Annotated in this window: 31 protein-coding genes and 1 tRNA gene; 15 read left to right on the forward strand and 17 right to left on the reverse strand. The window is 41.1% G+C overall.

Annotated features, from left to right (window positions below; genetic code table 11):
• Positions 1–8 precede the first annotated feature (8 nt).
• The 8 genes from L0B70_RS06280 to L0B70_RS06315 all read left to right on the forward strand — a co-directional run bounded on the left by L0B70_RS06280 (position 9) and on the right by L0B70_RS06315 (position 3,971).
• Positions 9–452, forward strand: a complete 444-nt coding sequence (locus L0B70_RS06280) for a hypothetical protein (protein ID WP_235143428.1) — start codon at positions 9–11, stop codon at positions 450–452.
• A 47-nt stretch (positions 453–499) separates the two neighbouring features.
• On the forward strand, positions 500–871 hold the full coding sequence (locus L0B70_RS06285) for a hypothetical protein (RefSeq protein ID WP_235143429.1): 372 nt from the start codon (positions 500–502) through the stop codon (positions 869–871).
• 92 nt (positions 872–963) lie between these two features.
• Positions 964–2,367 carry a rhodanese-like domain-containing protein gene (locus L0B70_RS06290; RefSeq protein WP_235143430.1) on the forward strand — a complete coding sequence of 468 codons (1,404 nt, stop codon included), beginning with the start codon at positions 964–966 and terminating at the stop codon, positions 2,365–2,367.
• Positions 2,368–2,370: 3 nt separating this feature from the next.
• The gene (locus L0B70_RS06295) at positions 2,371–2,736 is read left to right on the forward strand and encodes a rhodanese-like domain-containing protein (RefSeq protein WP_235143431.1); all 366 of its coding nucleotides are present in this window, start codon (positions 2,371–2,373) and stop codon (positions 2,734–2,736) included.
• Between the two features lies 1 nt (position 2,737).
• Entirely contained in the window at positions 2,738–3,037 is a 300-nt protein-coding gene (locus L0B70_RS06300; protein WP_235143432.1) for a hypothetical protein, read from the forward strand.
• 79 nt (positions 3,038–3,116) lie between these two features.
• The gene (locus L0B70_RS06305) at positions 3,117–3,428 is read left to right on the forward strand and encodes a rhodanese-like domain-containing protein (RefSeq protein ID WP_235143433.1); all 312 of its coding nucleotides are present in this window, start codon (positions 3,117–3,119) and stop codon (positions 3,426–3,428) included.
• On the forward strand, positions 3,425–3,628 hold the full coding sequence (locus tag L0B70_RS06310; protein ID WP_235143434.1) for a hypothetical protein: 204 nt from the start codon (positions 3,425–3,427) through the stop codon (positions 3,626–3,628). Before L0B70_RS06305 ends, L0B70_RS06310 begins: the two co-directional genes overlap by 4 nt.
• 37 nt (positions 3,629–3,665) lie before the next feature.
• A complete protein-coding gene (locus tag L0B70_RS06315; RefSeq protein WP_235143435.1) occupies positions 3,666–3,971 on the forward strand; it encodes a co-chaperone YbbN in 306 nt (101 codons plus the stop codon).
• On the opposite strand, the gene L0B70_RS06320 is transcribed toward L0B70_RS06315, so the two are convergent.
• On the reverse strand, positions 3,972–4,733 hold the full coding sequence (locus L0B70_RS06320) for an amidohydrolase (RefSeq protein WP_235143436.1): 762 nt from the start codon (positions 4,731–4,733) through the stop codon (positions 3,972–3,974).
• A 118-nt stretch (positions 4,734–4,851) separates the two neighbouring features.
• On the opposite strand from L0B70_RS06320, the gene L0B70_RS06325 reads away from it, so the two are divergent.
• From L0B70_RS06325 to L0B70_RS06335, 3 genes are all read left to right on the forward strand, one after another.
• On the forward strand, positions 4,852–5,295 hold the full coding sequence (locus tag L0B70_RS06325; protein WP_235143437.1) for a DUF6646 family protein: 444 nt from the start codon (positions 4,852–4,854) through the stop codon (positions 5,293–5,295).
• Between the two features lie 108 nt (positions 5,296–5,403).
• The gene (gene rseP / locus L0B70_RS06330) at positions 5,404–6,741 is read left to right on the forward strand and encodes an RIP metalloprotease RseP (RefSeq protein ID WP_235143438.1); all 1,338 of its coding nucleotides are present in this window, start codon (positions 5,404–5,406) and stop codon (positions 6,739–6,741) included.
• A gap of 74 nt (positions 6,742–6,815) precedes the next feature.
• Positions 6,816–6,889, forward strand: a tRNA-Asn gene (locus L0B70_RS06335).
• Positions 6,890–7,042: 153 nt separating this feature from the next.
• Here the strand turns inward: L0B70_RS06335 and pepT are convergent.
• Complete coding sequence (gene pepT, locus L0B70_RS06340; RefSeq protein ID WP_235143439.1) at positions 7,043–8,302, reverse strand: peptidase T; 1,260 nt, start codon at positions 8,300–8,302, stop codon at positions 7,043–7,045.
• A gap of 174 nt (positions 8,303–8,476) precedes the next feature.
• On the opposite strand from pepT, the gene L0B70_RS06345 reads away from it, so the two are divergent.
• Complete coding sequence (locus L0B70_RS06345; RefSeq protein WP_235143440.1) at positions 8,477–9,325, forward strand: hydroxymethylglutaryl-CoA lyase; 849 nt, start codon at positions 8,477–8,479, stop codon at positions 9,323–9,325.
• A 255-nt stretch (positions 9,326–9,580) separates the two neighbouring features.
• On the opposite strand, the gene L0B70_RS06350 is transcribed toward L0B70_RS06345, so the two are convergent.
• The 4 genes from L0B70_RS06350 to L0B70_RS06365 form a co-directional block, all read right to left on the reverse strand.
• Positions 9,581–9,907, reverse strand: a complete 327-nt coding sequence (locus tag L0B70_RS06350) for an SUF system Fe-S cluster assembly protein (protein ID WP_235143441.1) — start codon at positions 9,905–9,907, stop codon at positions 9,581–9,583.
• A gap of 89 nt (positions 9,908–9,996) precedes the next feature.
• Positions 9,997–10,692, reverse strand: coding sequence for a 3'-5' exonuclease (locus tag L0B70_RS06355; protein WP_235143442.1), 696 nt, complete (start codon positions 10,690–10,692; stop codon positions 9,997–9,999).
• A 32-nt stretch (positions 10,693–10,724) separates the two neighbouring features.
• Positions 10,725–11,066 (reverse strand): tRNA-binding protein, encoded by a 342-nt coding sequence (locus tag L0B70_RS06360; protein ID WP_235143443.1) that lies wholly within the window; start codon positions 11,064–11,066, stop codon positions 10,725–10,727.
• Positions 11,067–11,084: 18 nt separating this feature from the next.
• Entirely contained in the window at positions 11,085–11,399 is a 315-nt protein-coding gene (locus L0B70_RS06365) for a cytochrome C (protein WP_235143444.1), read from the reverse strand.
• Positions 11,400–11,547: 148 nt separating this feature from the next.
• Between L0B70_RS06365 and meaB the strand changes: the two genes are divergently transcribed.
• Entirely contained in the window at positions 11,548–12,531 is a 984-nt protein-coding gene (gene meaB, locus L0B70_RS06370; protein WP_235143445.1) for a methylmalonyl Co-A mutase-associated GTPase MeaB, read from the forward strand.
• Between the two features lies 1 nt (position 12,532).
• On the opposite strand, the gene L0B70_RS06375 is transcribed toward meaB, so the two are convergent.
• A complete protein-coding gene (locus L0B70_RS06375) occupies positions 12,533–13,066 on the reverse strand; it encodes a DUF4251 domain-containing protein (protein ID WP_235143446.1) in 534 nt (177 codons plus the stop codon).
• A gap of 101 nt (positions 13,067–13,167) precedes the next feature.
• On the opposite strand from L0B70_RS06375, the gene L0B70_RS06380 reads away from it, so the two are divergent.
• Both L0B70_RS06380 and L0B70_RS06385 read left to right on the forward strand, forming a co-directional pair.
• The gene (locus tag L0B70_RS06380; protein ID WP_235143447.1) at positions 13,168–13,977 is read left to right on the forward strand and encodes a M48 family metallopeptidase; all 810 of its coding nucleotides are present in this window, start codon (positions 13,168–13,170) and stop codon (positions 13,975–13,977) included.
• Positions 13,978–14,049: 72 nt separating this feature from the next.
• Entirely contained in the window at positions 14,050–14,373 is a 324-nt protein-coding gene (locus tag L0B70_RS06385; protein ID WP_235143448.1) for a hypothetical protein, read from the forward strand.
• A 31-nt stretch (positions 14,374–14,404) separates the two neighbouring features.
• Here L0B70_RS06385 and L0B70_RS06390 read toward each other — a convergent pair whose 3' ends face one another.
• The 10 genes from L0B70_RS06390 to L0B70_RS06435 all read right to left on the reverse strand — a co-directional run bounded on the left by L0B70_RS06390 (position 14,405) and on the right by L0B70_RS06435 (position 23,936).
• The gene (locus L0B70_RS06390) at positions 14,405–15,043 is read right to left on the reverse strand and encodes an outer membrane protein (protein ID WP_235143449.1); all 639 of its coding nucleotides are present in this window, start codon (positions 15,041–15,043) and stop codon (positions 14,405–14,407) included.
• Positions 15,027–15,848 (reverse strand): ABC transporter ATP-binding protein, encoded by an 822-nt coding sequence (locus L0B70_RS06395; protein ID WP_235143450.1) that lies wholly within the window; start codon positions 15,846–15,848, stop codon positions 15,027–15,029. Before L0B70_RS06395 ends, L0B70_RS06390 begins: the two co-directional genes overlap by 17 nt.
• Positions 15,848–16,600: an ABC transporter permease gene (locus L0B70_RS06400; RefSeq protein ID WP_235143451.1), complete on the reverse strand. Its 753-nt coding sequence runs from the start codon at positions 16,598–16,600 to the stop codon at positions 15,848–15,850. Before L0B70_RS06400 ends, L0B70_RS06395 begins: the two co-directional genes overlap by 1 nt.
• 37 nt (positions 16,601–16,637) lie before the next feature.
• Positions 16,638–18,005: an exopolysaccharide biosynthesis polyprenyl glycosylphosphotransferase gene (locus tag L0B70_RS06405; RefSeq protein ID WP_235143452.1), complete on the reverse strand. Its 1,368-nt coding sequence runs from the start codon at positions 18,003–18,005 to the stop codon at positions 16,638–16,640.
• 36 nt (positions 18,006–18,041) lie between these two features.
• Entirely contained in the window at positions 18,042–18,674 is a 633-nt protein-coding gene (locus L0B70_RS06410) for a 7-carboxy-7-deazaguanine synthase QueE (protein ID WP_235143453.1), read from the reverse strand.
• Positions 18,667–19,551 (reverse strand): bifunctional 5,10-methylenetetrahydrofolate dehydrogenase/5,10-methenyltetrahydrofolate cyclohydrolase, encoded by an 885-nt coding sequence (locus L0B70_RS06415; RefSeq protein ID WP_235143454.1) that lies wholly within the window; start codon positions 19,549–19,551, stop codon positions 18,667–18,669. The genes L0B70_RS06410 and L0B70_RS06415 overlap by 8 nt, the downstream gene beginning before the upstream one ends.
• 29 nt (positions 19,552–19,580) lie before the next feature.
• On the reverse strand, positions 19,581–21,221 hold the full coding sequence (gene pgi, locus L0B70_RS06420) for a glucose-6-phosphate isomerase (RefSeq protein ID WP_235143455.1): 1,641 nt from the start codon (positions 21,219–21,221) through the stop codon (positions 19,581–19,583).
• A 106-nt stretch (positions 21,222–21,327) separates the two neighbouring features.
• Positions 21,328–22,242: a DUF4349 domain-containing protein gene (locus tag L0B70_RS06425; RefSeq protein WP_235143456.1), complete on the reverse strand. Its 915-nt coding sequence runs from the start codon at positions 22,240–22,242 to the stop codon at positions 21,328–21,330.
• A 184-nt stretch (positions 22,243–22,426) separates the two neighbouring features.
• Positions 22,427–22,804 (reverse strand): DoxX family membrane protein, encoded by a 378-nt coding sequence (locus tag L0B70_RS06430; RefSeq protein ID WP_235143457.1) that lies wholly within the window; start codon positions 22,802–22,804, stop codon positions 22,427–22,429.
• 31 nt (positions 22,805–22,835) lie between these two features.
• Positions 22,836–23,936: an AI-2E family transporter gene (locus L0B70_RS06435; RefSeq protein WP_235143458.1), complete on the reverse strand. Its 1,101-nt coding sequence runs from the start codon at positions 23,934–23,936 to the stop codon at positions 22,836–22,838.
• Positions 23,937–23,939 lie beyond the last annotated feature (3 nt).

A 23,939-nucleotide genomic window follows, 5' to 3' on the forward strand; every position in this document is an offset into this window, starting at 1 on the left:
ATAAAAATATGAACAGAAAAGACATTCTCAATAAAATAATTGAAGAACAAAACAAAGTGATCGAAAGCTTGCAGCAATCGGTAGACCGATACAAAACCGCCTCGGACCTGGACGAAGAAAGCACGCACGATCCGGAAGACTTTTCGAATCAGACCGTGGCGAAAGACATGCAATTGCGCTTCGAGAAGATGATGGCCCAGGCGCAACGCGATCTGGATTTCGTGCAAAGCGAAACAAAAACACAACATACCAACATTGAAAACGGAAGTTTAATTGAAACAGATAAGAATTTCATTTTTGTGGGAATTTCGGTTCCTGTTTTCGAAGTGGACGGTAAGGAAGTAATGTCTTTTTCGGAAAAAGCGCCCATTTTCGAGGAGATTAAGGACAAGGCTGTGGGTGATAAGATGAAAATCGGGAAAGATTCTTTTAAAATTGAATCGATCACTTAAAGTTCGATTTCGCTTTTTTAAACTAATGCTTTAAAACAAAATTTTAAATGATGAAAAACTTATCTATTGCACTTTTCGCGTTGCTGTTCCTAAGCTCCTGCAATAAAACGGAACCGGTTTCCGCTGCTTCGGAGGATGCCAACAGAATTGTCCCTACAGAGATCAGTCAGGTTCAGGAGCCGCAGCAGTTGCAAAACAGCAAAGGCGAAGTCTTGCAGGTGACCTATTTCGCGGAGGGCGATGAGGTCGCCGTGAAAATTAAGAAAGGCGGCGAAGCAGAACAGAAACTTACTGCAAAAACCAGCAATTCCGCGGGAAATCCCATTTTCACGAATGACAATTATATGTGGGAAATGACGCAGGAAGGGAAAGCTGGTAAATTATCCGGCAAAGAAGGTAATTCCGACGAATACAGATAATTTCAAATGGTCCAGATCGATATCTTAAATCGAGGGATTCGGGTTTTGAAATATTAAATACCGAAATTTGACCAATTTTTAAAACTAAGACAATGAAGATAGAACAAATATACACCGGATGTCTGGCGCAGGGTGCGTACTACATCGTCTCCGAAAACGAGGCTGCCATTATCGATCCGCTGAGGGAAACAAAACCTTACACGGATCGTCTTGAAAAAGATGGCGTTAAACTGAAATATATTTTCGAAACCCACTTTCATGCAGATTTCGTGTCAGGTCATATGGACCTGTCGAAAAAAACCGGCGCCCCGATTGTTTACGGACCCACCGCGGCACCGGAGTTTGAAGCCATCATCGCTGAAGATTACCAAATCTTCGAGATTGGAAAAATTAAAATTAAAGTTTTGCACACGCCCGGTCATACAATGGAAAGCTCAACCTATCTTTTGATTGATGAAGACGGCAAAGAAACTGCCATTTTCTCCGGAGACACTTTGTTTCTGGGAGATGTAGGCCGCCCGGATTTGGCCCAGAAATCCGCGCACATGACGCAGGAAGAACTCGCGGGCTTGCTTTATGAAAGCCTGCAAACCAAAATAGTCCCTCTTGCCGATGATATCACCGTTTATCCCGCGCACGGCGCTGGTTCTGCGTGTGGAAAAAACATGCAGAAAGAAACCGTGGATACCTTAGGGAATCAAAAGAAAACGAATTATGCGCTGAATCAGCCGGACAAAGCATCTTTTGTAAGAGAGGTTTTAGACGGACTTTCCGCGCCGCCGCAGTATTTTGGGATGAATGTAGCGATGAACAAAGGCGGCGTCGCAAGTTTTGATGAGGTAATGGAAAAAGGGAATAAACCCGTTTCTGTGGAAGATTTTGAAAGCGTTGCCGAAAACACAGGCGCACTGATTCTGGACACGCGGGATGCGGCCGTTTTTCATCAGGGATTTATTCCCAACGCCATCAATATTGGTTTAAAAGGTGATTTCGCACCCTGGGTTGGGGCCATGATTGTTGATGTTCAGCAGCCGATTTTATTGGTGGCCGACGTTGGCACCGAAGAGGAAGTTATCACCAGGCTTTCGCGCGTAGGCTTTGATAACGTGATCGGTTTTTTAGATGGCGGTTTCGAAAGCTGGAGAAATTCGGGGAAAGAGGTCGATAAAATCAACCGGATTTCTGCCGGTGAATTTGCAGATCAATATACCGAAAATTCAAAAATAATCGATGTTCGAAAAGAAACGGAATACGAAGCGGAACATGTGAACGACGCCTACCGCAGACCGCTCGCCGACATCAACGAATGGGTAACAACGCTTGATAACAACGAACATTTCTTCGTGCACTGTGCCGGCGGCTACCGCAGCATGATTGCGGCCAGCATTTTGAATTCGCGCGGAATCCGAAATTTCACTGAGATCGAAGGCGGTTTCAACAAAATTAAAGAAACAGCTATTCCGAGAAGTAATTTCGTGTGTCAAAGTAAAATTTAAATAATGAAATATTTATTAAATATCTTCCTCATTGTGCTCTTCTTTTCTACGTGTACGACTGCCAATCCCGTTCAGACGGGTGCAAGATCTGAGATCAAAGAAATCGTAAAGGATCCCGAAACCACCTTTGTGGATGTGCGAATTCCCGCACAGTTTCAGGAGAAGACCGCAAAAAACGCCGTAAATATTCCTTTAGCAAAAATTGAAGATAATATCGAATTTTTTAAAGATAAGGATAACGTGGTTATTTTCTGCAACAGCGGATTTCAGGCAACGAAAGCGATGGAGCTTTTAAAAAAGAACGGCGTGCAAAATGTATATAACGGAATGACTTTAAAAAATGTAGAAGTCATCCAAAACGAAAAATAAAATGATGAATATTTTAGATCAAATAGAGTTCAGTACCGAAAAAGCCAACGTTTTTCACCTAAAAAAAAGCGAAAAAATTAAATATTTTGCCGTGGCTCTGGGAAAAGATGCGCTTTTGAAAAAACATACGGCGCCGATTCCCTCCACTTTGGTGGTTTTGAAGGGTGAAATTAATTTTTTAATTCAAGGCGAAACCATTCGATTAAAAGAATTTGATGTTTACGATATTCCGGTGAATGTTGAACACGAGGTTAGAGGAGTGTCCGCAGAAAATCTGTTCACCGTTACGCAGGAATTGTAATGCACCGGGAAGTTCATTGCGGCGCCGTTTCCTGCCAGACCAATCTCTATGTTTAAAAAACGGACAAATACAACTCAGTATGTTTGATTTTATTAAAAAATTATTCGGCAACGAAGCGGTTAATTATAAACAGCTGGTCGCTCAGGGCGCGCAGGTCATCGACGTGAGGACGCCCGCGGAATTCAACAATGGCCATATTAAAAATTCTAAAAATATTCCTTTGCAGCAACTTGCGGCGAAAATGAAAAATCTGGACGCGAAGAAACCTGTTATTACGTGTTGCGCCAGCGGTGTGAGAAGCGCTTCGGCCAAATCGATGTTGAAGGAAAAAGGTTTTGAAGCCTATAACGGCGGCGGCTGGAGTGCACTGCAAAATAAATTGAACAAATGAATACATTATTAAAAAACTGGAATTTAAGAAGAATCATCTACCTCATCGGCGGCATTTTCTTTGTGCTCATCGCCGTAAATGACAGAAGCTGGTGGATGATCCCTTTCGGGCTTTACTTCGTCGGTATGGCGGTTTTCAGATTCGGTTGCGCGTCGGGAAACTGTGAAGTTCCGTTTTCCAAAAACGATTCTAAGCTCTAGATTTTTTCATTTAAAGTTTAACGCAATATCATTTATTATGTCACAAAAATTTCAGGAATTAATTAACTCAGAAAGACCCGTTCTTGTGGACTTTTTTGCAACTTGGTGCGGGCCGTGCAAGGTTCAGTCCTCGGTGCTTACCACAGTTAAGGAAAATATTGGCGATCTTGCGCGGATTGTGAAAATAGATATCGATCAGTTTCCGGCCATCGCTTCGGAATACGGCGTGCGTGGCGTTCCCACTTTAGCCGTTTTCAAAAAAGGCGAATTGCTTTGGAAAGAGAGTGGCGTTCACGATGTGAACACCCTAACCAACCTTTTGAACGGTTTTTCGAAGTCCTAACTATCGCATCTCGAAATCGTCGCGGTCCTGTAAAAACCGAAATTTACGCCGAAATTCGGTGAGTTTTTCGCCACTTAATTCTGCAGAGACGAGGTTTCCATGGGTTTTAGAAATAATATTGCCGTCCGCGAAGAAGCAGGCGGAGCTTTCGGGATAATGCAGATTATTGCCATCGGTCCCGATTCTGTTTAGCCCAAATACACACGCCTGATTTTCGATGGCTCGTGCTTTAAGCAAGGTATTCCACGCGTCGATGCGGGAGCCGGGCCAGTTTGCAACGTACAGAACTGCATCGTAATCCTCCTTATTTCTGGAAAAAACGGGGAAACGTAAGTCGTAGCAAACCTGCAGCAAGATTCGCCAGCCCTTATATTCTACGATTGTCCGTTCTCGTCCGGCCGCATATTCTGTGTCTTCGCCGGAAAACGAAAACAGATGTCTTTTGTCGTACTGATGGTAATTTCCCTCGGGTAAAACGAAATAAAAACGGTTGAAATATTTCCCATTTTCACAGACGGAAGCACTTCCGGCTACAGCAGTGTTTCTTTCTGCGGCGAAATTTTTCATCCAGTGCAGTGTTTCTTCTTCGCGATCTGCGATTTCTGCGGGTTTCATGTAAAATCCGGTGGAAAACATTTCGGGCAACAGAAAAATGTCCGCTGACGCATCCTTCAGATAATCTGAAATCTGCGCGAAATTCCGGGCTTTATTCTTCCATGAAATATCAAAATTTAAACCTACTATTTTTAATTTATTTTTCATAAACTTTCGTAAAACATGATTAAATGTACAAAAAATTTATCAAAGAATGTAGATGACGCCGTGTTTGGTCTTGTTTTTGATGGCTGAAAGGTTAACATTAAAAATTAAATTAAAAATTATGAAAAAGTTACTCTTAGTATGCTCAATGTTCTTTTTAGGACAAATGGCTTTCGGACAAGCGTGGAATGGTAAAGGTGACCAGAAAATTCAGGTTGGTTTCAACGGATGGGGTTACGGAACGGGGATTACAGGTACCTACGATTATGGTTTGTCTAAAATCATTTCGATAGGAGCAGGTGCTAATTTCTTTTTCGATCACGATAACGACAAGTATGCGGACGATGACTTTGGGGTTTTTGGACGTTTGAATTTTCACTTGCAGGATCCTTTAGGTCTTCCTTCTAACTGGGACATTTATCCGGGAGTTGATTTAGGTCTTTTAGGAGATAGCGGAACTTATTTCGGAGCACACGTAGGAGTAAGATATTTCTTCAACCAAAATGTGGGTATTTATCTTGAAGCAGGGAATAACGGAAGCATCGGTGTTTCTTTCAACCTCTAAGATTTACAATATATCAGACAAAAGGTTCTCATTTGAGAGCCTTTTTTTATTGGGCATACTTTTGATAATTCGTACCTTCGCCAATTCTAAATAATTTAATCATATTCAATGACATTAATTCAGTTATTTCAATTTATATTGAGCATCTCGATTCTTGTAATTCTGCACGAATTGGGGCATTTTGTACCCGCAAAACTTTTTAAAACAAAGGTGGAAAAATTCTATCTTTTTTTTGATCCCTGGTTTTCTCTATTCAAAACAAAAATTGGCGGTACCGAATACGGCATCGGGTGGCTGCCTTTCGGCGGTTATGTGAAGATTGCCGGAATGGTGGATGAAAGCATGGATACCGAGCAGTTGAAAAAACCTGCTGAACCCTGGGAATTCCGTAGCAAACCGGCGTGGCAGCGACTGATTATTATGATGGGTGGTGTAACCGTAAATTTCTTTTTAGCCTGGCTCATTTATTCGTCTTTAAGCTATTTTAAAGGGGAAACCTTCCACGAAAATACCAAATTCGAAAATGGTGTTGCGGTTTCCGAAGCCGGAAAGAAAATGGGATTGGAAAATGGCGATAAGATTTTGAAGATTGATGGTAAACCCGCGGAAAGAATGGAAACTTCCACTATTAATATGCTTTTCGCTAATGAAGCTACCGTTTTAAGAAATGGTAAAGAAGTTACCTTTCCTGTAAATGAAGACGGTGTGGCCGCGGTATTGGCTGAAAACGAAGCCAAACTCTATTTCTCTCCACGCTTCGAGGTGGTGGTAGACAGTCTTCTGCCTAAAGGTTCTGCACAAGCGGCGGGAATGATAAAAGGCGATAAGATTGTGGGAATTAACGGCAAACCGGTGCGTTTTTTCGATGAGCTGGGCAACGAGCTTTCCCGTTATAAAAATCAAAATGTGGTGTTGGATATTGAAAGGAATAATATCCCGCAAAAAATTGATATCAAGGTTGATGAAAAAGGAAAATTAGGATTCAGCAATGACATGGCGGTGGCTCAAAAAGAATTTGAAAAATCGCAGGTTACAAAGCATTATACATTATTGGAAGCCATCCCAAGAGGCCTCACCCGAACAATTGATGTGCTGACGATGCAGATCAAGCAGTTTAAGATTATTTTCAACACCAAAACCGAAGGCTACAAAAAAGTTTCCGGCCCCATTGGGATCATCAAGCAAATGCCGGAAACCATTAACTGGGAGTTTTTCTGGAGTTTTACCGCGATGTTCTCCGTTTGGTTGGCATTCCTCAATTTGATTCCGATTCCGGGACTGGATGGCGGTCATGTGGTTTTTACCCTTTGGGAAATGATTACGGGGAAGCCGGTTCCGCAAAAAGTTTTGGAGAATGCACAAATGATCGGGGTGGTTTTCTTGCTTGGATTAATGATTTTAATCTTCGGAAACGACATCGTGAAGTGGATTACAGGAAAATTTTAAAAAATTCAGGTAAAAGTTTTGGCAAAACTAAAAAAGTTTTTATATTTGCAGACGCTTAGCGCAAAGAGCAACACTCCTCTTTAGCTCAGTTGGTTAGAGCATCTGACTGTTAATCAGAGGGTCCTTGGTTCGAGCCCAAGAAGAGGAGCAAAACCATCACAGAAATGTGGTGGTTTTTTTATTTTTAAAGGTTTCTATACTTTTCCGCAATTGCGCTTCAGCTCAGCGACTTAAGTTCAAAGGCCCAAAAAAAGCCATCAACTTTATGGGCTGATGGCTTCTTAGAAATCTCTACCTAAAGCTATTTTTTCTTAACCGCTCTGGCAATATTGATGATTACTTCAACGGCCTTCTCCATGGATTCCAGCGCTACATACTCGTACGGACCATGGAAGTTCATTCCACCCGCGAAAATGTTCGGGCAGGGCAATCCCATATAAGAAAGTTGTGCGCCGTCGGTTCCGCCGCGAATGGCTTTGATCTTGGGCTCAATATTCGCGTCTTTCATGGCCTGTTCCGCGATATCCACTATATACATTTTCCCTTCGAACTGCTGCTTCATATTTCTGTACTGTTCTTTGATCTCGATTTCTGCTGTTCCTTCGCCATGTTTTTTATTGAATGCTGCAACCTGGTCTGTAATGAATTTTTTCCGCGCCTCAAATTTATCGTTATCGTGATCCCGGATGATATATTGAATCTTCGCTTCAGACACGTCAGATTTTAAATCGGTTAAATGATAGAAACCTTCAAACTCTACCGTCGTTGAGGGTGTTTCGTTTTCCGGAAGCATCTGAACAAATTCGGCGGCCAATAGGGAAGCGTTGACCATCTTTCCAAAAGCGTAACCGGGATGAACGCTTAAACCATGAATTTTCACAACTGCGCCGGCCGCATTAAAGTTTTCATACTCCAGTTCTCCCACTTCGCTGCCGTCCATCGTATAAGCCCATTCTGCACCGAATTTTTTTACATCAAACTTATGCGCGCCTCTACCGATTTCTTCGTCCGGTGTGAAACCGATGGCTATCTTCCCGTGTTTAATTTCCGGGTGAGCAAGCAAAAATTCTGCGGCTGTGACAATTTCGGCGACGCCGGCTTTGTCATCAGCACCTAAAAGACTTGTTCCGTCCGTTGTTATTAAAGTTTTCTTGATATAATCTTTCAAAGTTTCAAATTTTGACGGAGACAGGGTAAATCCGGTGTCTTTGTTTAGAAGAAGATCTTTTCCATCGTAATCAGGCCAGATCTGGGGATTTACGTTTTTTCCGTTAAAGTCCGGCGACGTATCGTAATGCGAAATAAAGCCGACAACCGGCTCTTCATCGTTTATAATGTTTGACGGAACGTAGGCGTATATATAGCCGTGCTCATCCATCGAAACATCGCTCAGTCCAAGTGTTTTCAGTTCTTCGAAAATATATTTTGCGATATCCCACTGTTGCGGTGTCGACGGCGTAGATTCGCTTTCCGGATCGCTGGTGGAGTAAATTTTTACGTAATTAATAAAGCGGTTTTGTAGTTTTAGTTTCCAGTCGGGATTAAAATCTATCGTAGTCATAAAGTAGTATTTTTAACAAAGTTAAAATTTTACAATGATGCTGGGGCAATCATTTAGGAATATATTTTTAGATAACTGCCGCGTATTTTCAGCTAAATTAATGAAAACGAATGGGTTATCGTTTTCCTTCTTTTTTTAAAGTTTTGTTATATTTGATAAAATCAAAATCAGAAAATGCTTTTAACAGAATGTCCGCGGGATGCCATGCAGGGTTGGGGCGAATTTATTCCCACCACCACGAAGATCGACTACATTAATTCATTAATGGCAGTGGGTTTCGATGTGCTCGATTGCGGCAGCTTTGTTTCGCCGAAATCAATTCCGCAGATGGCAGATTCGGGCAAAGTTCTCGATGAGATCGACAAAAGCATTTCGAAGACAAAACTCTCGGTGATTGTGGCCAATTATCGCGGTGCGCAAAAAGCCTTGGAGCATCAGCAGGTGGATATCCTGGGATTCCCTTTTTCCATTTCCGAAACTTTTCAGCACCGGAATACAAACAAGAGTCAGGAGGAAGCATTTAAAGATATTCAAAAAATTAATGATCTTTTAAACAGCGACGGAAGGGTATTAAACATTTACTTTTCCATGGCCTTTGGAAATCCGTACGGCGAAATGTGGAAGTGGGAGGACGTCGATTTTTGGGCGAAACGGTTTGATGATATTGGTGTCAAAAACATTTTGCTTTCCGATACTGTAGGAACCGGAAGCCTGGAGCAGATTCAGCTTCTGTTCGAAAAAATTCCCGCCAAATATCCCAATATCGATTTTGGTGCGCATTTTCATAACCGCTACGAAGATTCCTACTCAAAATTAAAAGCGGCGTATGACAGTGGTTGCCGACGTTTCGACTCGGCGATTAAGGGAATTGGTGGTTGTCCCATGGCGAAGGATGATTTGGTGGGAAATATGCCGACGGAGCAGGTAATAAATTTTATGGCGGTGAAAAAAATCGATCATTCTCTTAATTTACTCCATTTCGAGAGCGCTTTTAATCGCGCGAAAGACATTTTCCATTTTTAAGAACACTTACAGAAGTTTATAACTCTATTTGATCTGACTTGCGCAACCGTTTCAGGCACAGCAAAGAATAGTGCTGAAACATTAACCTGTCGCGCAACCACAAAAATCGCGGCGATACTGTATCGCTCGCTCCAAGAGAAATTAATCAAGAAGAAAATTATTGTTTAAACCGCGTTCAATTTTTTGCTCCGATTACGGATTTTGGTCCAAGGAGATGTTCGGTTTGACTACACGATACGAAATGCTGAAGATTTTTTAGAACATTCCTAATTCGAAGCGCGCCTCTTCGCTCATCATATCTTTGTTCCAGGCAGGTTCAAAGGTGAGTTCCAGATCAACTTCTTTCACGTTTTCGACGGTAGTTACTTTTTCGCGAACTTCGGCGGGCAAACTTTCTGCTACAGGACAGTTCGGTGTTGTTAAAGTCATAATCACCTTCACCGCACCTTCATCGGAAATCTGAACATCGTAAATTAATCCAAGTTCATAGATATCTACGGGAATCTCCGGATCGTAAACTGTTTTTAATGCTTTTATAATATTTTCGCCGATGTCGGCAATTTGGTCGTCGCTGTATGCCATAATTTAAAATTGGTGATCTTTTTTAAAGTCCAAATGCCTTAATGATGTGCAATCTGGCATGTAGAACCTTATTTTTAAGATCGTTTTTTCTAGTCACTTTTTTGAAGTAAATCTTCCTGACGCATGCGCCGGAAAACGTTGGCCAAAGTTAAGACATCTTTTTCACAATATTGAACAATTCTAAATAAGTCTTTTTCTATATGATAAATCGATGCTACCATTGATCCGTCGATATCATCCTTTGGCGTGGGAATTCCGAAGACGTGCGCCAGTAATTCCAAAGAAACAAAAGATTTGTAATCACCGAATTTCCAAAGTTCCATCGTATCCAGATGCGGAATTTCCCAGGGTTTTTTACCAAACATTTGGAAAGGCAAAGGTGGTTGCAGACCGTTAATTAGATACCGGCGCGCAATCCAGGGAAAATCGAATTCCTTCCCGTTGTGCGCACAGAGGATGACATCACGAAGTTTGGGGCGGTTAAAAATTTCTCCAAATTCTTCCAGAAGTTTTTTTTCATCATCGCCATAAAAGCTTTTGATCATCAGTTTTTCACTCTTTTCGATGATTCCTACAGAGATGCAAATGATTCGCCCAAATTCTGCCATAATCCCACCTCTTTCGGTGTAGAATTCCTGCGCAGTAAAATCTTCTTTTCGCTGGGTGCGCGTCTTTTTATCCCAAAGTTTTTGCGTGGGTTCCTCTACTTCGTCCCAGTTGCCGAATTGCGGCACCGTTTCGATATCGAGAAAAAGCACTTTTTCTAATGGTATATTTTGAAGCATATTGATGTTTTTTAAAATTTGGCTTTAAAAATTTAACCCACCCGAAAACCATTTTCCACGGGTAAATTTGGTGTAAGAAGCGTAATGTCTTTATCGTTCCCGTAAATCCCTAAAATTAAACATTCGCTCATAAAATTGGCGATTTGTTTTTTCGGGAAGTTCACCACTGCCACGATCTGAGCGCCGAGTAGATCTTCTTTCTGATACAGTTCAGTGATCTGCGCGGAAGATTTTTTAACGCCTAACTCGCCGAAATCAATTTCCAGTTGATAGGAAGGATTGCGAGCCGCCGGAAAATCGGAAACCGAAATGACCGTGCCACTCCTCATATCGATTTTCTCAAAATCCTGCCAGGATATTTCAGGTTTTATCATGGGTTTTAATTTGCTCAGTTAGTTTTTTACCGAAACCACGTAATTATACACGGTATCGTGCTGTTCCTCGCTCAGTTTTGCTTTTGGTGCCATCCAGTTCATAATTCCCACCCAGTCCTGCGCAGAATGTTTTGTAGGGTCAGGTAAATCGTGGCATTTCGCACAGGAATTTTCAAAAATTGTTTTACCCAGCGCGAGTTGCTCTGCCGTATGCAACTTTGTCCCTTTTGCAACTGCAGTTTTCGGGGTGCAGGAGGCAAAAAATAACACAGCGGTTAGGACGAATAGATTTAGTATTGGAGTGTTTAGGTTTTTTGGAAGGTCTTTGTTCATGCTTTTTTCTGCTTAAGTTTAACCAAAAATAAGTAAATTTCTTTTAGAACGAAATTTTGGCGTGGTAGCTGACTTTTGCCTGGAAAAAAATTAAAGCAGAAGCTTTCAAAACAAATTGGTTCGTAAAAAGATTTGTATTTTTGAATTTATGGAAACTCTTTCGATCCCCGACCTCATAAACGGAATAAGATCCGGCGATAAACGTCTGCTCGGGAAAGCCATTACCCTGATTGAAAGTAAAAAGCCGGAACACCGGAAGGAAGCGGAAGAACTTTTAAAAGAAATCATGCCATTTACCGGAAGTTCGGTGCGAATCGGTATTACGGGCGTGCCGGGCGCCGGAAAATCTACCTTTATCGAAAGTTTCGGAAAATTAGCCTTAGAGAAGGGAAAGAAAGTGGCAGTTTTGGCTATTGATCCGAGTTCGTCTCTCAACAAAGGCTCTATTTTAGGAGACAAAACCCGAATGGAAGAACTCGCGAAAGAGCAAAATGCTTTTATCCGGCCTTCACCAACCTCCGGATTCTTAGGTGGGATCGCCAATGCAACATTTGAAACCCTGCTCGTTTGCGAAGCTGCCGGTTACGATTTTATACTGATCGAAACCGTGGGCGTGGGGCAAAGTGAAGTTTTGGTCGCCGATATTACCGATGTATTTGTATTCTTAAAAATTATCGGCGGTGGTGATGAACTGCAGGGCATTAAACGCGGGATTATGGAAATGGTTGATGTAATTTTTATTAATAAAGTAGAAGACGAAAACCAGATTAAAGCAAAAAATACGAAGGTCGAATTGATGCGCGCGCTGCACTTTTTGCCTTCAAAAGAAAAAAGCTGGAAGGTTCCCGTGGTTTTAGGTTCTGCCTTAAATAAAAAGGGTCTCGCGGAGGTTTATGAAAAAATTGACGAATTTATTCAACTTAAAATCAGGAACGAAACATTTGAAGCGGTAAGAAAACACCAGGCTGAAAAGCGGTTCGAGTATTGGGTTCAGGAATATATTTTGCAAGTGACGAAGCAGGAAAAATCGCTCGAAAAGTACTACAAACACCACAAAAAAAATGCTTCCGACCTGAAATCCAATCCAAGTACAGAAGCAAAAATTTTCGTTGAGAAACTACTGAAGAAATAATTTATTTCTTTGCCACCACATTCTCCATAATATATCCATCGTATGAAATTCCCTGTCTGTCATTCGCATCAATAGAAAGATAGGCTTTTCCATTCTTATAAACATCCAACATAATCCTGCGGATGTTTTGCTGGTCTTTCGGGAGGATGGTGTAAAGCGTACTGCCTTTCTTACCGCTCGAATGGGCGATTGTGAAATCTTTTGAAGTTAAACGATAAGAATTTTTAGTGTTGTCGTAATTCGGAGTGTACATTCGTCCGAAATAAGGCAGAGTTAAGGTTAATTCGTTTTTTTTGAGTTCCATGGTATACCCGTAATCCAAATTCAATATTTGCGAAGAGGTGGAAGTTGGAAGGGAATTCATAATGTTTACAACATCGGAAGAAGTGGGATTGGCCCTTTCCGCCATGAAGGTGAATTCTCCTTTATTTAACAGTTCCGAAACATGCGCGGGCGCGATGGAACTTTGGGAGGTGCAGGAATTCATCAAAACCATCATGATTCCTGTGCTTATAATTTTAAATATATTTTTCATTACTTTTTTTGAAGGTAATGCAATAATTATGCTATTGCATAAGGCTTTAAAGTATTTGGAATAAAAATTGATTAAGGAAGAGAAATGTAAATTTTAGAGCTATGAAAAATATCAATAAGATAATAGGAGCCGCTGCAATATCGTTCGCAATGATATCGTGTACAACGAATCCTATTACGGGCAGATCTTCACTTCAACTGGCTAACAATCAGGAAATTTCTGCAATGGCGCTTCAGCAGTACAGAGAGACGCTGTCTAAAGCAAAAGTAGTTAAAGGAACAACTGCCGCAAAAAGCATACAGAATGTAGGTCTTCGAATTAAAAATGCAGCCAATAATTATTATAGAAGTATAGGACGGGAAGGCGATCTTACGAATTATCAATGGGAATTTAATCTTATCGACGATAAACAGGTGAATGCATGGTGTATGCCGGGCGGAAAAGTAGCTGTTTATACTGGTATTTTGCCCATTACGAAAAATGATACAGGTTTAGCAGTTGTTTTAGGACATGAAATATCACACGCCCTTGCCGGTCACGGTAACGAACGAATTTCTCAGGCAATGGTCGCACAATATGGCGGCGCCATTTTGGGAAGTACGATTTCGAACGGACAAATGGCCGGAATTTTCCAGCAGGTTTATCCAATCGGAGCACAGGTTGCCTTACTTAAATACGGTAGAAGTCAGGAATTAGAGGCCGACGAAATGGGATTATATCTAATGTCCATGGCAGGATATGATCCTAGAGAAGCCCAACCTTTCTGGCAGAGAATGGAAGCCTCCTCTACCGGCAATAAACCGCCGGAATTCCTTTCAACGCACCCAAGTCCTGCAAGCAGACGAGCGGATTTGGAAAAAGATATGCCGAAGGCGCTGGAATATTACAGAGTAGCAGGCGGTAAAATCTAGCTCAATTCGATATAAAACAAAAAACCTTCCTTTAATTTTCTTAAATTTGGGAAGGTTTTTAAATTAAAAAGGATGAAAAATTTAACATTTATTGGTTTTTTACTGCTTGGGCTGGCATTTTTGCTGTACTATATGTTACCGGAATTTTCCGCGGTAAAACTATTTGAACCTATTAACTTAATGGGAATTTTAGCAGGCATCGGAATCGGTCTTATTTTGGGCGGAATTGTGGGTTATGTAAGTAAAGGCTCCTCCCTAAGAGCAGAGGAGAAAAGGAGAGAATTAAAACAGCTTCGGAAAGAAAAAGAAGACCTGGAAATTCAGGCCGCAGCATTGGCAAAACAGCAGACTGTAACTTATGTACAGGACGAAAATAAAAATCCTCAGGACTATTAGTGCTGAGGATTTTCGTTTGGATTGATTTTGTTTAGAATTTGTACCCTAAGCCAACCATAAACAAACTTGTGCGGTTGTCATATTTAATTTGCTGATTGGATCCTGCAACTGTATTCACAAATTTACGTTGGTCTTTCGAAAAAGCGCCTTCGTATTTTGCCGAAATGATCAGTTTTTTAATTTCACTCTGCGCGCCAATTTGGTAACCTACAGTAAAATCTTTCGCATTTACTTTTTGCGCGAAACTGTCGAAATTATCATCTTTGGAAAGATTAAAACTGGCGACAGGTCCCACGTACGCGCTCAACATATCTCCAAGAAGATTGTATCCCAATAAAACAGGAACGTCAACACGGCTTGTTTTTGCTTTTATCGTAGTAGATTCTGCAGTAGTGTCATTCGAAAGCGTAACTTCATTACTGAAATTAGTATAGTAAATTTCCGGCATCACATACAGCGCAGAAGGAACGTCGATTTTCATCGATAAACCGGCATTAAAACCTGTAATGTTTTTTCCTTTTTGTTCCACTGCATTGGAAATTCCCGTTTTGAAATTCTGCCACGTCGCCGAACTTGTCGGGATTAATACGTTGGCTTTTGCCGCGAATGAAATTTGAGCAGATGCACCAATAGCGGTGGAAACTAAAATGATACTAAGAATTTTCTTCATTAGGATGGGGTTTTGTAATAATATTTTCAATTGAGGTCTTATTCGTTTCCAGGAAATATTCCCGTAGCTCTTTAAATAATTCTGAAGAATAAACGAAATCGATGAGGTTTTTATTGCCTGCATTAATCAGGATGTCTTTGCTGCCTTCCCATTCCTTAATTCCCATACGCAAGTAGAGAATCTTTTCTCCGATCGTCATTACGGAGTTCATATCATGCGAGTTGATGATGGTTGTCGTATTGTATTCTTTGGTGATTTCCAGAAGCAAATCATCAATAATATTAGAGGTATACGGATCGAGCCCGGAGTTTGGCTCATCGCAAAACAGATACTTTGGATTATTCACAATTGCCCGCGCGATGGCGACTCTCTTCTGCATTCCTCCCGAAATTTCAGACGGATATTTCCGGTTTGCTTTTTCTAAATGAACCCTCCCGATGACTTCAAACGCTCTTCTTTTCTTTTCGCGGAAAGAAAGGTTTGTAAACATATCCAGTGGAAACGTAATATTTTCTTCTACCGTCATCGAATCGAAAAGTGCGCTGCCCTGAAATACAGTGCCAATCTCAGCACGCAACTGCTGCTTTTCGTCGCGCGACATTTTGTTGATGTCTCTGCCGTCAAACAGAATTTCGCCGGAGGTCGGCTGATAAACGTTCAGCAAACTTTTCAGGAAAACGGTTTTCCCGGACCCACTTTGTCCAATGATGAGATTCACCTTGCCCGTTTCGAAGGTTGTCGTAATTCCTTTGAGCACTTCTACAGAGCTGTCGAAACTTTTCTTTAAATCTTTTACTTCAATCATTAGCTAAGGAACATTTGCGTTAATATTAAGTTCATGATAATGATGGCAACAATCGTCCAAACCACAGCCTGCGTACTGGCGCGACCTACTTCCAAAGAGCCACCTTTTACATTGTAGCCAAAATATGCCGGAATTGTCGCTATTAAAAAGGCAAAAGCTGCCGTTTTAAAAAAAGCGTACCAGATAAAATGTTGCGGCATATACATTTGGATTCCCGTAATGTAATCTGCTTTACTCCAACTTCCGGTGGCGATTCCGGCAAGGTAGCCGCCCCAAATACCAAAAACAATACTGATGGCGATGAGCAGAGGATTGAAGATAACGCTGGCCAAAATTTTCGGCAGAATTAAAAAATTGGGCGAATTTACACCCATAATATCCAATGCGTCGATCTGTTCGGTCACGCGCATGGTCCCAATACTGGAAGCAATGTACGAACCGACTTTTCCCGCCAAAATTACGGAGATGATGGTCGGGGCAAATTCCAAAATCAAAACCACTTTAGTGGCATATCCGATAAAGGAGTTGGGGATGGGGAATGAAGAGGCACTGAAGTTATTGTACATTTGTATAGCCACAACAGCGCCAACAAATGTAGAGGTGAACAATACGAGTCCAAAGGAATTAACGCCCAAATCGTAAATTTCGCGCATAAATAACTTTCCGAAGACCGATCGCTTTTGCGGTCTCTTCATCGTCTTGGATAGTAAGATAAAATATGCTCCTATCTCGCTAAAGAGTCTTTTTAACATTCTGCTAAATTAGTGTTTTATTTTTTTCTAAATTTTTTTAATTGGCATTTTTATCGCCGCCAATCACTAAAAAAATTGTTTTGAAAATGATGATGAAATCCAGGCTTAAACTCCAGTTTTTAACGTAAAAGGCGTCAGCCAGAATTCTTTTCTGCATTTTAATATCCATGTTACCGGAATCCCCGCGAAGGCCGTTTACCTGTGCAAGCCCCGTAATACCAGGTTTTACAAGACTTCGAACTGAATACCGACCTATTTTCAGTTTGTAAAAATCATCCACAAGAAGCATATGCGGTCGCGGACCAACTACAGACATCTCGCCTTTGAGGACATTCAGAAACTGCGGCATCTCGTCTAAACTCGTTTTTCTTAGAAATCTGCCGATTTTCGTAATTCTTTTGTCATTTTCGGTTGTCGTCTGCTTCGTACATTCATCATTAACACACATGGTGCGAAATTTTATGCAGCTAAAAACGTGATCGTGGAAGCCATAGCGTTTCTGTAAAAAGAAAACCGGCCCTTTGCTGTTAAGTTTAATGAGAATGGCCACAACAGGGAAAAGCCAGGAACAGATAAACACAAGAATCAAAATCGCAAATAAAAGATCTATCGTTCTTTTAATGGTAATATTGGTAAAATAATCCAAAGGAAATTTGGCCGGTACCAGGACGGGCTGCATCTCGATATATCCCAAATCATATTTGAAAAAATTATTTTTTACGATGCTCGGAATTAGGGAGATGCGAACTTTGTTCAGCTCGGCATGGCGGTAGATTTCCTGCTCTTCATCCTTTTCAAACCGGTGCGAAGAAAGGTACATGGTGTGAATTCCGTTGTCTTTCCAGAATTCGATTAGTTTTTCTGTATTGAAGAGTTGTTCTGCCGGGTATTCAAAGATGCGGAAGCCGTAATCTTTTCTTTCCGTTAAAATTGTTTTCAGCAACTCCGTTGAGGAATCTTCACTCAAAAACATAATGTTTCTATAATTTATACCAAGCGTTCTTAAATATTTCAAGGTAAAAAACACCAGCGATTTCACGACAAAAAGCAACAGAAAAAGAAAAACGGCGATAAGAAACCGGTCCTGTTTCAGAAAATTATTATTGCTCACCTTCGCGAGCAGAATAACGCCAAAAATAAAGATGAAAATATGCGTTACAAGGCGTTCCAGGTAAATGGTGTAAGTTAAATTTCGAGCAACGGAATATAATTTCGTGCGGCCACTTAACAAAATCCAAAAAAAGGTCAGCAGGATGATCGAAAGACCGTTCTGTTCCCAGATTTCCTGTTCGTAACTGAATTCGTTATTTCTGAGGAAGAAAAACAAAAATACTCCGGCTATTACCAAAACATCAAGCAAAATAAAGATCGCTTTGAAATATCTGGAATATCGAAGTTTTTGCATAAAAGCTGGTTATATAAAAAGTAAATTTAACGTAATTTACGGAATATTCAAATATTTATGCGTTTGCACCGAGGCCAGCCATTTGGGATTTGCCATAATGAAGTCGGTAATTTTCGGATACATTTCGTCGCGTTTGCTCCATTCGCTTTGCAGATAAAGTCTGCAGTTTTCCGAAACTTTTGCTGCCTGTTCTTCCGCGAATTTAAAATCGTTATTGTTGAAGATAATCATTTTCAACTCGCTTGCCTGAGAATAAATGGCGTCTTTGGGTAAACCGGTTTTCTTTGGGGAAAGCGTAATCCAGTCTAAAACGCCGCTCATTTCGTAGGCGCCGGATGTTTCGATATGAATGTCGCAACCCAGTCCTTTCAGCTTTTCCGTGAGAAAAGTTAAGTTCCACATCAGCGGTTCGCCGCCGGTTAAGACCACGGTTTTGCAGTGGCGGGCTGCGGTTTCTGCAATTTCCTGCGCCGACATCAAAGGATGGAGATTCGGATCCCAGCTTTCTTTCACATCGCACCAGTGGCAGCCCACATCGCAGCCTCCCAGGCGGATGAAATACGCCGCTTTTCCGGTATGGGCACCTTCGCCCTGAATGGTGTAAAAATGCTCCATCACAGGGAGCATTTTACCTTCTTTCAATAAAATATTTTCTTCTTCTTTAATCATTATATACAGACGTTTTATACGCCAAAATGGTGTTTTTGAGCAACATTGCCCGCGTCATAGGTCCCACGCCGCCGGGAACCGGCGTAATGGCTTCGGCTTTGTCTTTACAGCTTTCGAAATCAACGTCGCCCATCAGTTTATAGCCTTTTTCGGTGTTGTCTTCAACGCGCGTAATTCCGACGTCGATTACGATGGCTCCTTTTTTAATCATATCTCCTTTCAGAAAGTTCGGATCGCCCAAAGCCGTAATCACAATATCGGCGTTTCTTGTAAACTCTTCAATATGAGGGGTGTAGGAATGCGTCAAAGTTACGGTAGAATTCCCCGGAAAGTCTTTTCTTCCCATCAAAATACTCATGGGTCTTCCGACAATGCGGCTTCTGCCGATGATCACGCAGTGTTTTCCTTTCGTATCGATTTGATAGCGTTCCAAAAGCGTTAAAATTCCAAACGGCGTTGCAGGTAAAAAAGTGTCCATTTCCAGCGCCATTTTACCGAAATTTTCCGGGTGAAAACCATCTACGTCTTTTCGAGGATCGATGGCCATAATAATTTTCTCCTGGTCGATCTGTTTTGGTAAAGGCAGCTGCACGATGAAACCGTCGATGTCTTTTGATTTGTTTAGCTCGTCGATTTTTTCTAAAAGTTCCGCCTCCGAAACCGTGCTCGAAAATTTAACAAGAGAAGATTTGAAGCCGACTTCTTTGCAGTCTTTAATTTTGTTATTCACATAAGTCATGCTCGCGCCGTTGTTTCCCACAAGAATTGCGACCAAATGTGGCGGACGTCTTTTTCCTGCCACAATTTTATCAACATCAGCGCGGATCTCCTGTTTAATTTCTTTCGAAACCTTCAATCCATCGAGAATTTTTGCCATTTTACTTTTACTTTAGATTTATTTGGGATTTACTTTTTCTCTTTAAAATAATTCATCAAACCATTGGTTGAAGAATCGTGGGAAGCGATTGTTTCGTTGCTTTTAATCTCGGAAAGAATTTTGCCGGCCAGTACTTTTCCTAACTCCACGCCGAACTGATCGAAACTGAAAATATTCCAGATGACGCCCTGCACGAAAATTTTGTGTTCATACAGCGCAATCAGCTGACCTAAAGAAAACGGACTTAATTCATTAAATAACAACGAGTTTGTCGGCGTGTTGCCGTGAAAGACTTTGTAATTAACCAACCGCTCGATCTCTTCTTCCGATTTGCCAGATTTTTTCAGGTCTGCTCTGGCTTCTTCTTCTGTTTTTCCGAAAGCCAGCGCTTCGGTTTGCGCAAAAAAGTTTGCCATAAGTTTTTCCTGATGATCCGAAACTTTATTCAAAGATTTTGCGTAAGCGATGAAATCGGCGGGAATTAATTCTGTTCCCTGGTGAATTAACTGATAAAAAGCGTGCTGCCCGTTTGTTCCGGGTTCGCCCCAAATAATTGGGCCAGTTTCATATTCAACAAAATTACCGTTTCGATCCACGCATTTGCCGTTGCTTTCCATATCGCCCTGTTGTAAATACGCCGGGAAACGATCTAAATATTGAGAGTAGGGAAGAATGGCGTACGTTCCGGCATCAAAAAAATTGCGGTACCAAATGCCCGACAGCGCCATCAAAACCGGCACATTTTCTTTAAAATCGGCGGTACGGAAATGAATATCTGTTTCATTCGCGCCTTTCAGCAACTGCTCGAAATGATCATAACCTACGAAGAGAACGATGCTCAGGCCGATCGCACTCCAAAGCGAATATCTTCCGCCGACCCAATCCCAGAATTCAAAAATATTTTCTTCTGCAATCCCGAAATCTTTCACCGCGTCGGTATTGGTAGAAAGCGCGACGAAATGTTTCGCCACATCTTCCTGTTTACCAGCTTTTAAAAACCAGTCTTTTGCAGAGGCTGCATTGGTCATGGTTTCCTGCGTGGTAAAAGTTTTGGAAGCGATAATGAAAAGCGTAGTTTCAGGATTCAGATCTTTTAAAGTTTCTGCGATATGATTGCCGTCTACATTGGAAACAAAATGGACTTCCAGACGTGTTTTGAAATGTTTCAACGCGGAACACACCATCACGGGTCCCAAATCGGAGCCGCCAATGCCGATGTTCACCACATCTGTGATTTCTTTGCCCGAAAAACCTTTGTGTTCGCCGGAAATAATTTTTTCGGAGAAGTTTTTCATTTGGTTTAAAACTTTCCGGATCGCGGGTTTAATATTTTCGCCGTCCACCAAAATTTCCTGATCCGAAAAATCCCGTAAAGCCGTGTGCAAAACCGCTCGGCCCTCGGTTTCGTTGATGATGTCTCCGGTGAACATTTTTTCGATTGCAGTTTTTACCCCGCATTCTTCGGCTAAATTTTGCAAAAGATCAAACGTTCTTCCATCGATGAGATTTTTGGAATAATCGAAAAGATAGTTTTCGCGCTGAACCGAAAATTGCTTGAAACGCTCGGGATTATATTCAAAAAGGGTTCGAAGTTCAAAATCGTTTTGCGCAAAATGCTCGTTGAGTGCTTTCCAGGCATCGGTTTGGATAGGATTTATTTTCGGCAACATATTTTTTAATTTTTTAACCTTAAAAAGGGTATTGATCAAGGCGCAAATTTACGGAAAAATAAAACCTCCGAAAAAATTCCAGAGGTTGAATTTCAAGGACTTTCCTTTACTGGGGTGAAGTTGGGTTCTCGAACTTGCCCAGGGTTTTTCGTTTTCGGAGAATATAAAAAATGAATCCACCGATGATGATGAGCGGCCAGATTTTCAGCATGCCTAAAATGATACTTTGAATCAAATAAAATCCTTCCGACACGGCATTTTTTGCCTCGTAATTGAAATTGTTTTGATACTGATCGTCCCTGTTTTTCGTATTCGAAACCGGAATTTCTGCGAGGCGAAGTTGCGGTTCTTTCAGGTAAATGTCGATGTTGCTGTATTTAAGTTGATCTTGCATGTCGAAAGCGCTTATTTTTTGATAGTTGCCTTCCTGCTCGTTATCATCCGACATCTTTACCTTTCCTTTATCGAGGTGTAACTTCTCAATATTCCCAGCACTTTTTGAATTTCGTTTCGCTTCGAGTTCCGCCAGTTTGATGTTTGAAGTAACATCTTCCGCCAGAATCGACCGCAAAGTGAGAAACACTTTTTTATTGTTGATCAAAAGCAGGAGGTCGCCTAATTTTTCCGTAGGAACGCGGACCTGCATTGTGTTTTCGGTTTGAAATTTCCGAACTATTATGGCATTTTCATCAGAGATTGCAAGCGTTTCTTCCGACAAAATCTGTGAATTCAGGTCGCTCGACGTAACAAACCCGCCCAAATCTTTTAAAGATTTTTCAATGTAAACCGTAGCGTCGTACACATCTTTGACTTCCATGCTAACTTCGGCGGATTTTATGAACTGTTTGTCTTTCACAGCCATCGTTGCCACCGATGAAATGCTGTCGTTGGTTGCGGCGGGAGAATTTTCATCAGCAATACTTACACTGTTCGCGGTTTCTGCGGTGCCGGATTTTTCACAGGCGGCGAAGCAGGTAAACATGATCAAAACAATCGCGGTGTGGGAAAATGTTGTTTTCATAACGGAAATTTTTTGGATTAATTAAATCAAATGTCCGCGTGAAATTTTTGTAAAGTTTGTAAAAGGCTTTTATTGTTTTTGTAAAGATTTAATTCCTGCTAAATATTTGATTGGCAGTATTTTGTAAAACAGAAAAATCTTCTTCCGGAGAAAAAGATTCTATTTAATTTAAAGAAGTTTTATGCTAACTGAAGATCGCGCGAAGTTTATGTTTGTTATCAAACAGGATCCAAAGCAAGATTAAAAACAGAATTACGGCGATGGCGATTCCCTGTATTCCCGGCGAAACCGTAAAGTTTTGGGCTAAAATACCGATCATTACAGGAAATAATACCAGCGCGCCTATTGTTCTGGTTCTCGGAAAAAGAGCCAGAAGACCACCGGTTAATTCCATCGCGCCAACTAAAGGCAATAACCACGGTATTTGCATTATCGCGCTGAAGACTTTTTGCGTTTCTTCCGGCAACTCCGGCACTGGCATGTAATGTAGAAATTTGTCGAGACCTGCGTTGATGAACATCAAAGCAAACAACGTGAAGAGAAGTGTTTTAAGAATTTTCATGATTTAAGTTTTTGGTAAATCAAATTTAATATTATTCTTTTTCCTCTAAAATAATTTTTTTCGTGATTTTATATTTTCTGCGCGTTCGGTTCAGCCTGCTTTCTTCGCCAAGCAGTTTTCCCCAAGGCTCCAACCCTTCAATTCTCTCGAAAATAATTTTTAAAATGGCGAGGAAAGGAATACTCAGAAACATCCCCGAAATTCCCCACAATTCTTCGCCGATCAAAAGACCGATAAACGTGAAAAGGGCATTAATTTTAACCTTCGAACCCACGACCAAAGGGAGCGTAATATTGGCATCTACCGCATGAATGGCGATAAAGCCGAAAAGAACGAAAAGCGTGTGATTTCCGCCGGTTGCGAAGGAAATAAGACAAGCAATTGCAGCGGAAAACAAAATTCCAATGTAAGGAATAACGTTGAGCAAACCGGTTAAAATACCCAACAAAATGGCATATTTTACGCCCAAAACCGAGAGCAAAATGGTTGTGAGGACACTCACGATTAAAATTTGAATGAGTAGTCCGGAAATATATTCCTTTATAATTTTTTGAATTTCTAATATGGCCTCGTTTACTTTCGAAAAATGTTTTTGATGAAAGACGGAAGTAATGAAAGTATATAATATTCGGCGGTAATTTAAAAGAAAAATAAAAAACAAAGCACTGAAAATAAAAAATGCCATCGTCGACGAAAACATTGCTACGGTGAAACCTAAAATAATTCCCGTCGAGGAGAGCAGGTTTTCCAATCCCTGATCGATATAACTCATCTGCTTCTCGAAGTTTACGTGAAAAGTTTTCGAAACCCAAATCTGCAGGTCGTTAAATGATTTTGAAACCTGTGTTTTCAGCACGGGAAAATCGCTCGCAAAATCACTGAGTTGCGTGGTGAAAAAATAGATAAGTGCAGACAGGAAAACCATCATCACCAGTAGTGAAGAAAAGGTAGAAATGGTGCGGGAAAACTTAAATTTCCGTTCCAAATAATTAGCGAACGGAAGAAATAAAAGCGCCATCAGAAAAGCAAAAAAAAGGGGCGCCAGTACGCCTTTGCCCACTTTTGCCAAATAGCCTAAAGCCAAAATGCTCACAAGAATCAGCGCGAGACGCAGCACAAACGGAAGCTTCATTTC

It is taken from the genome of Kaistella sp. 97-N-M2, from assembly GCF_021513235.1.
Classification (GTDB): Bacteria; Bacteroidota; Bacteroidia; order Flavobacteriales; family Weeksellaceae; genus Kaistella.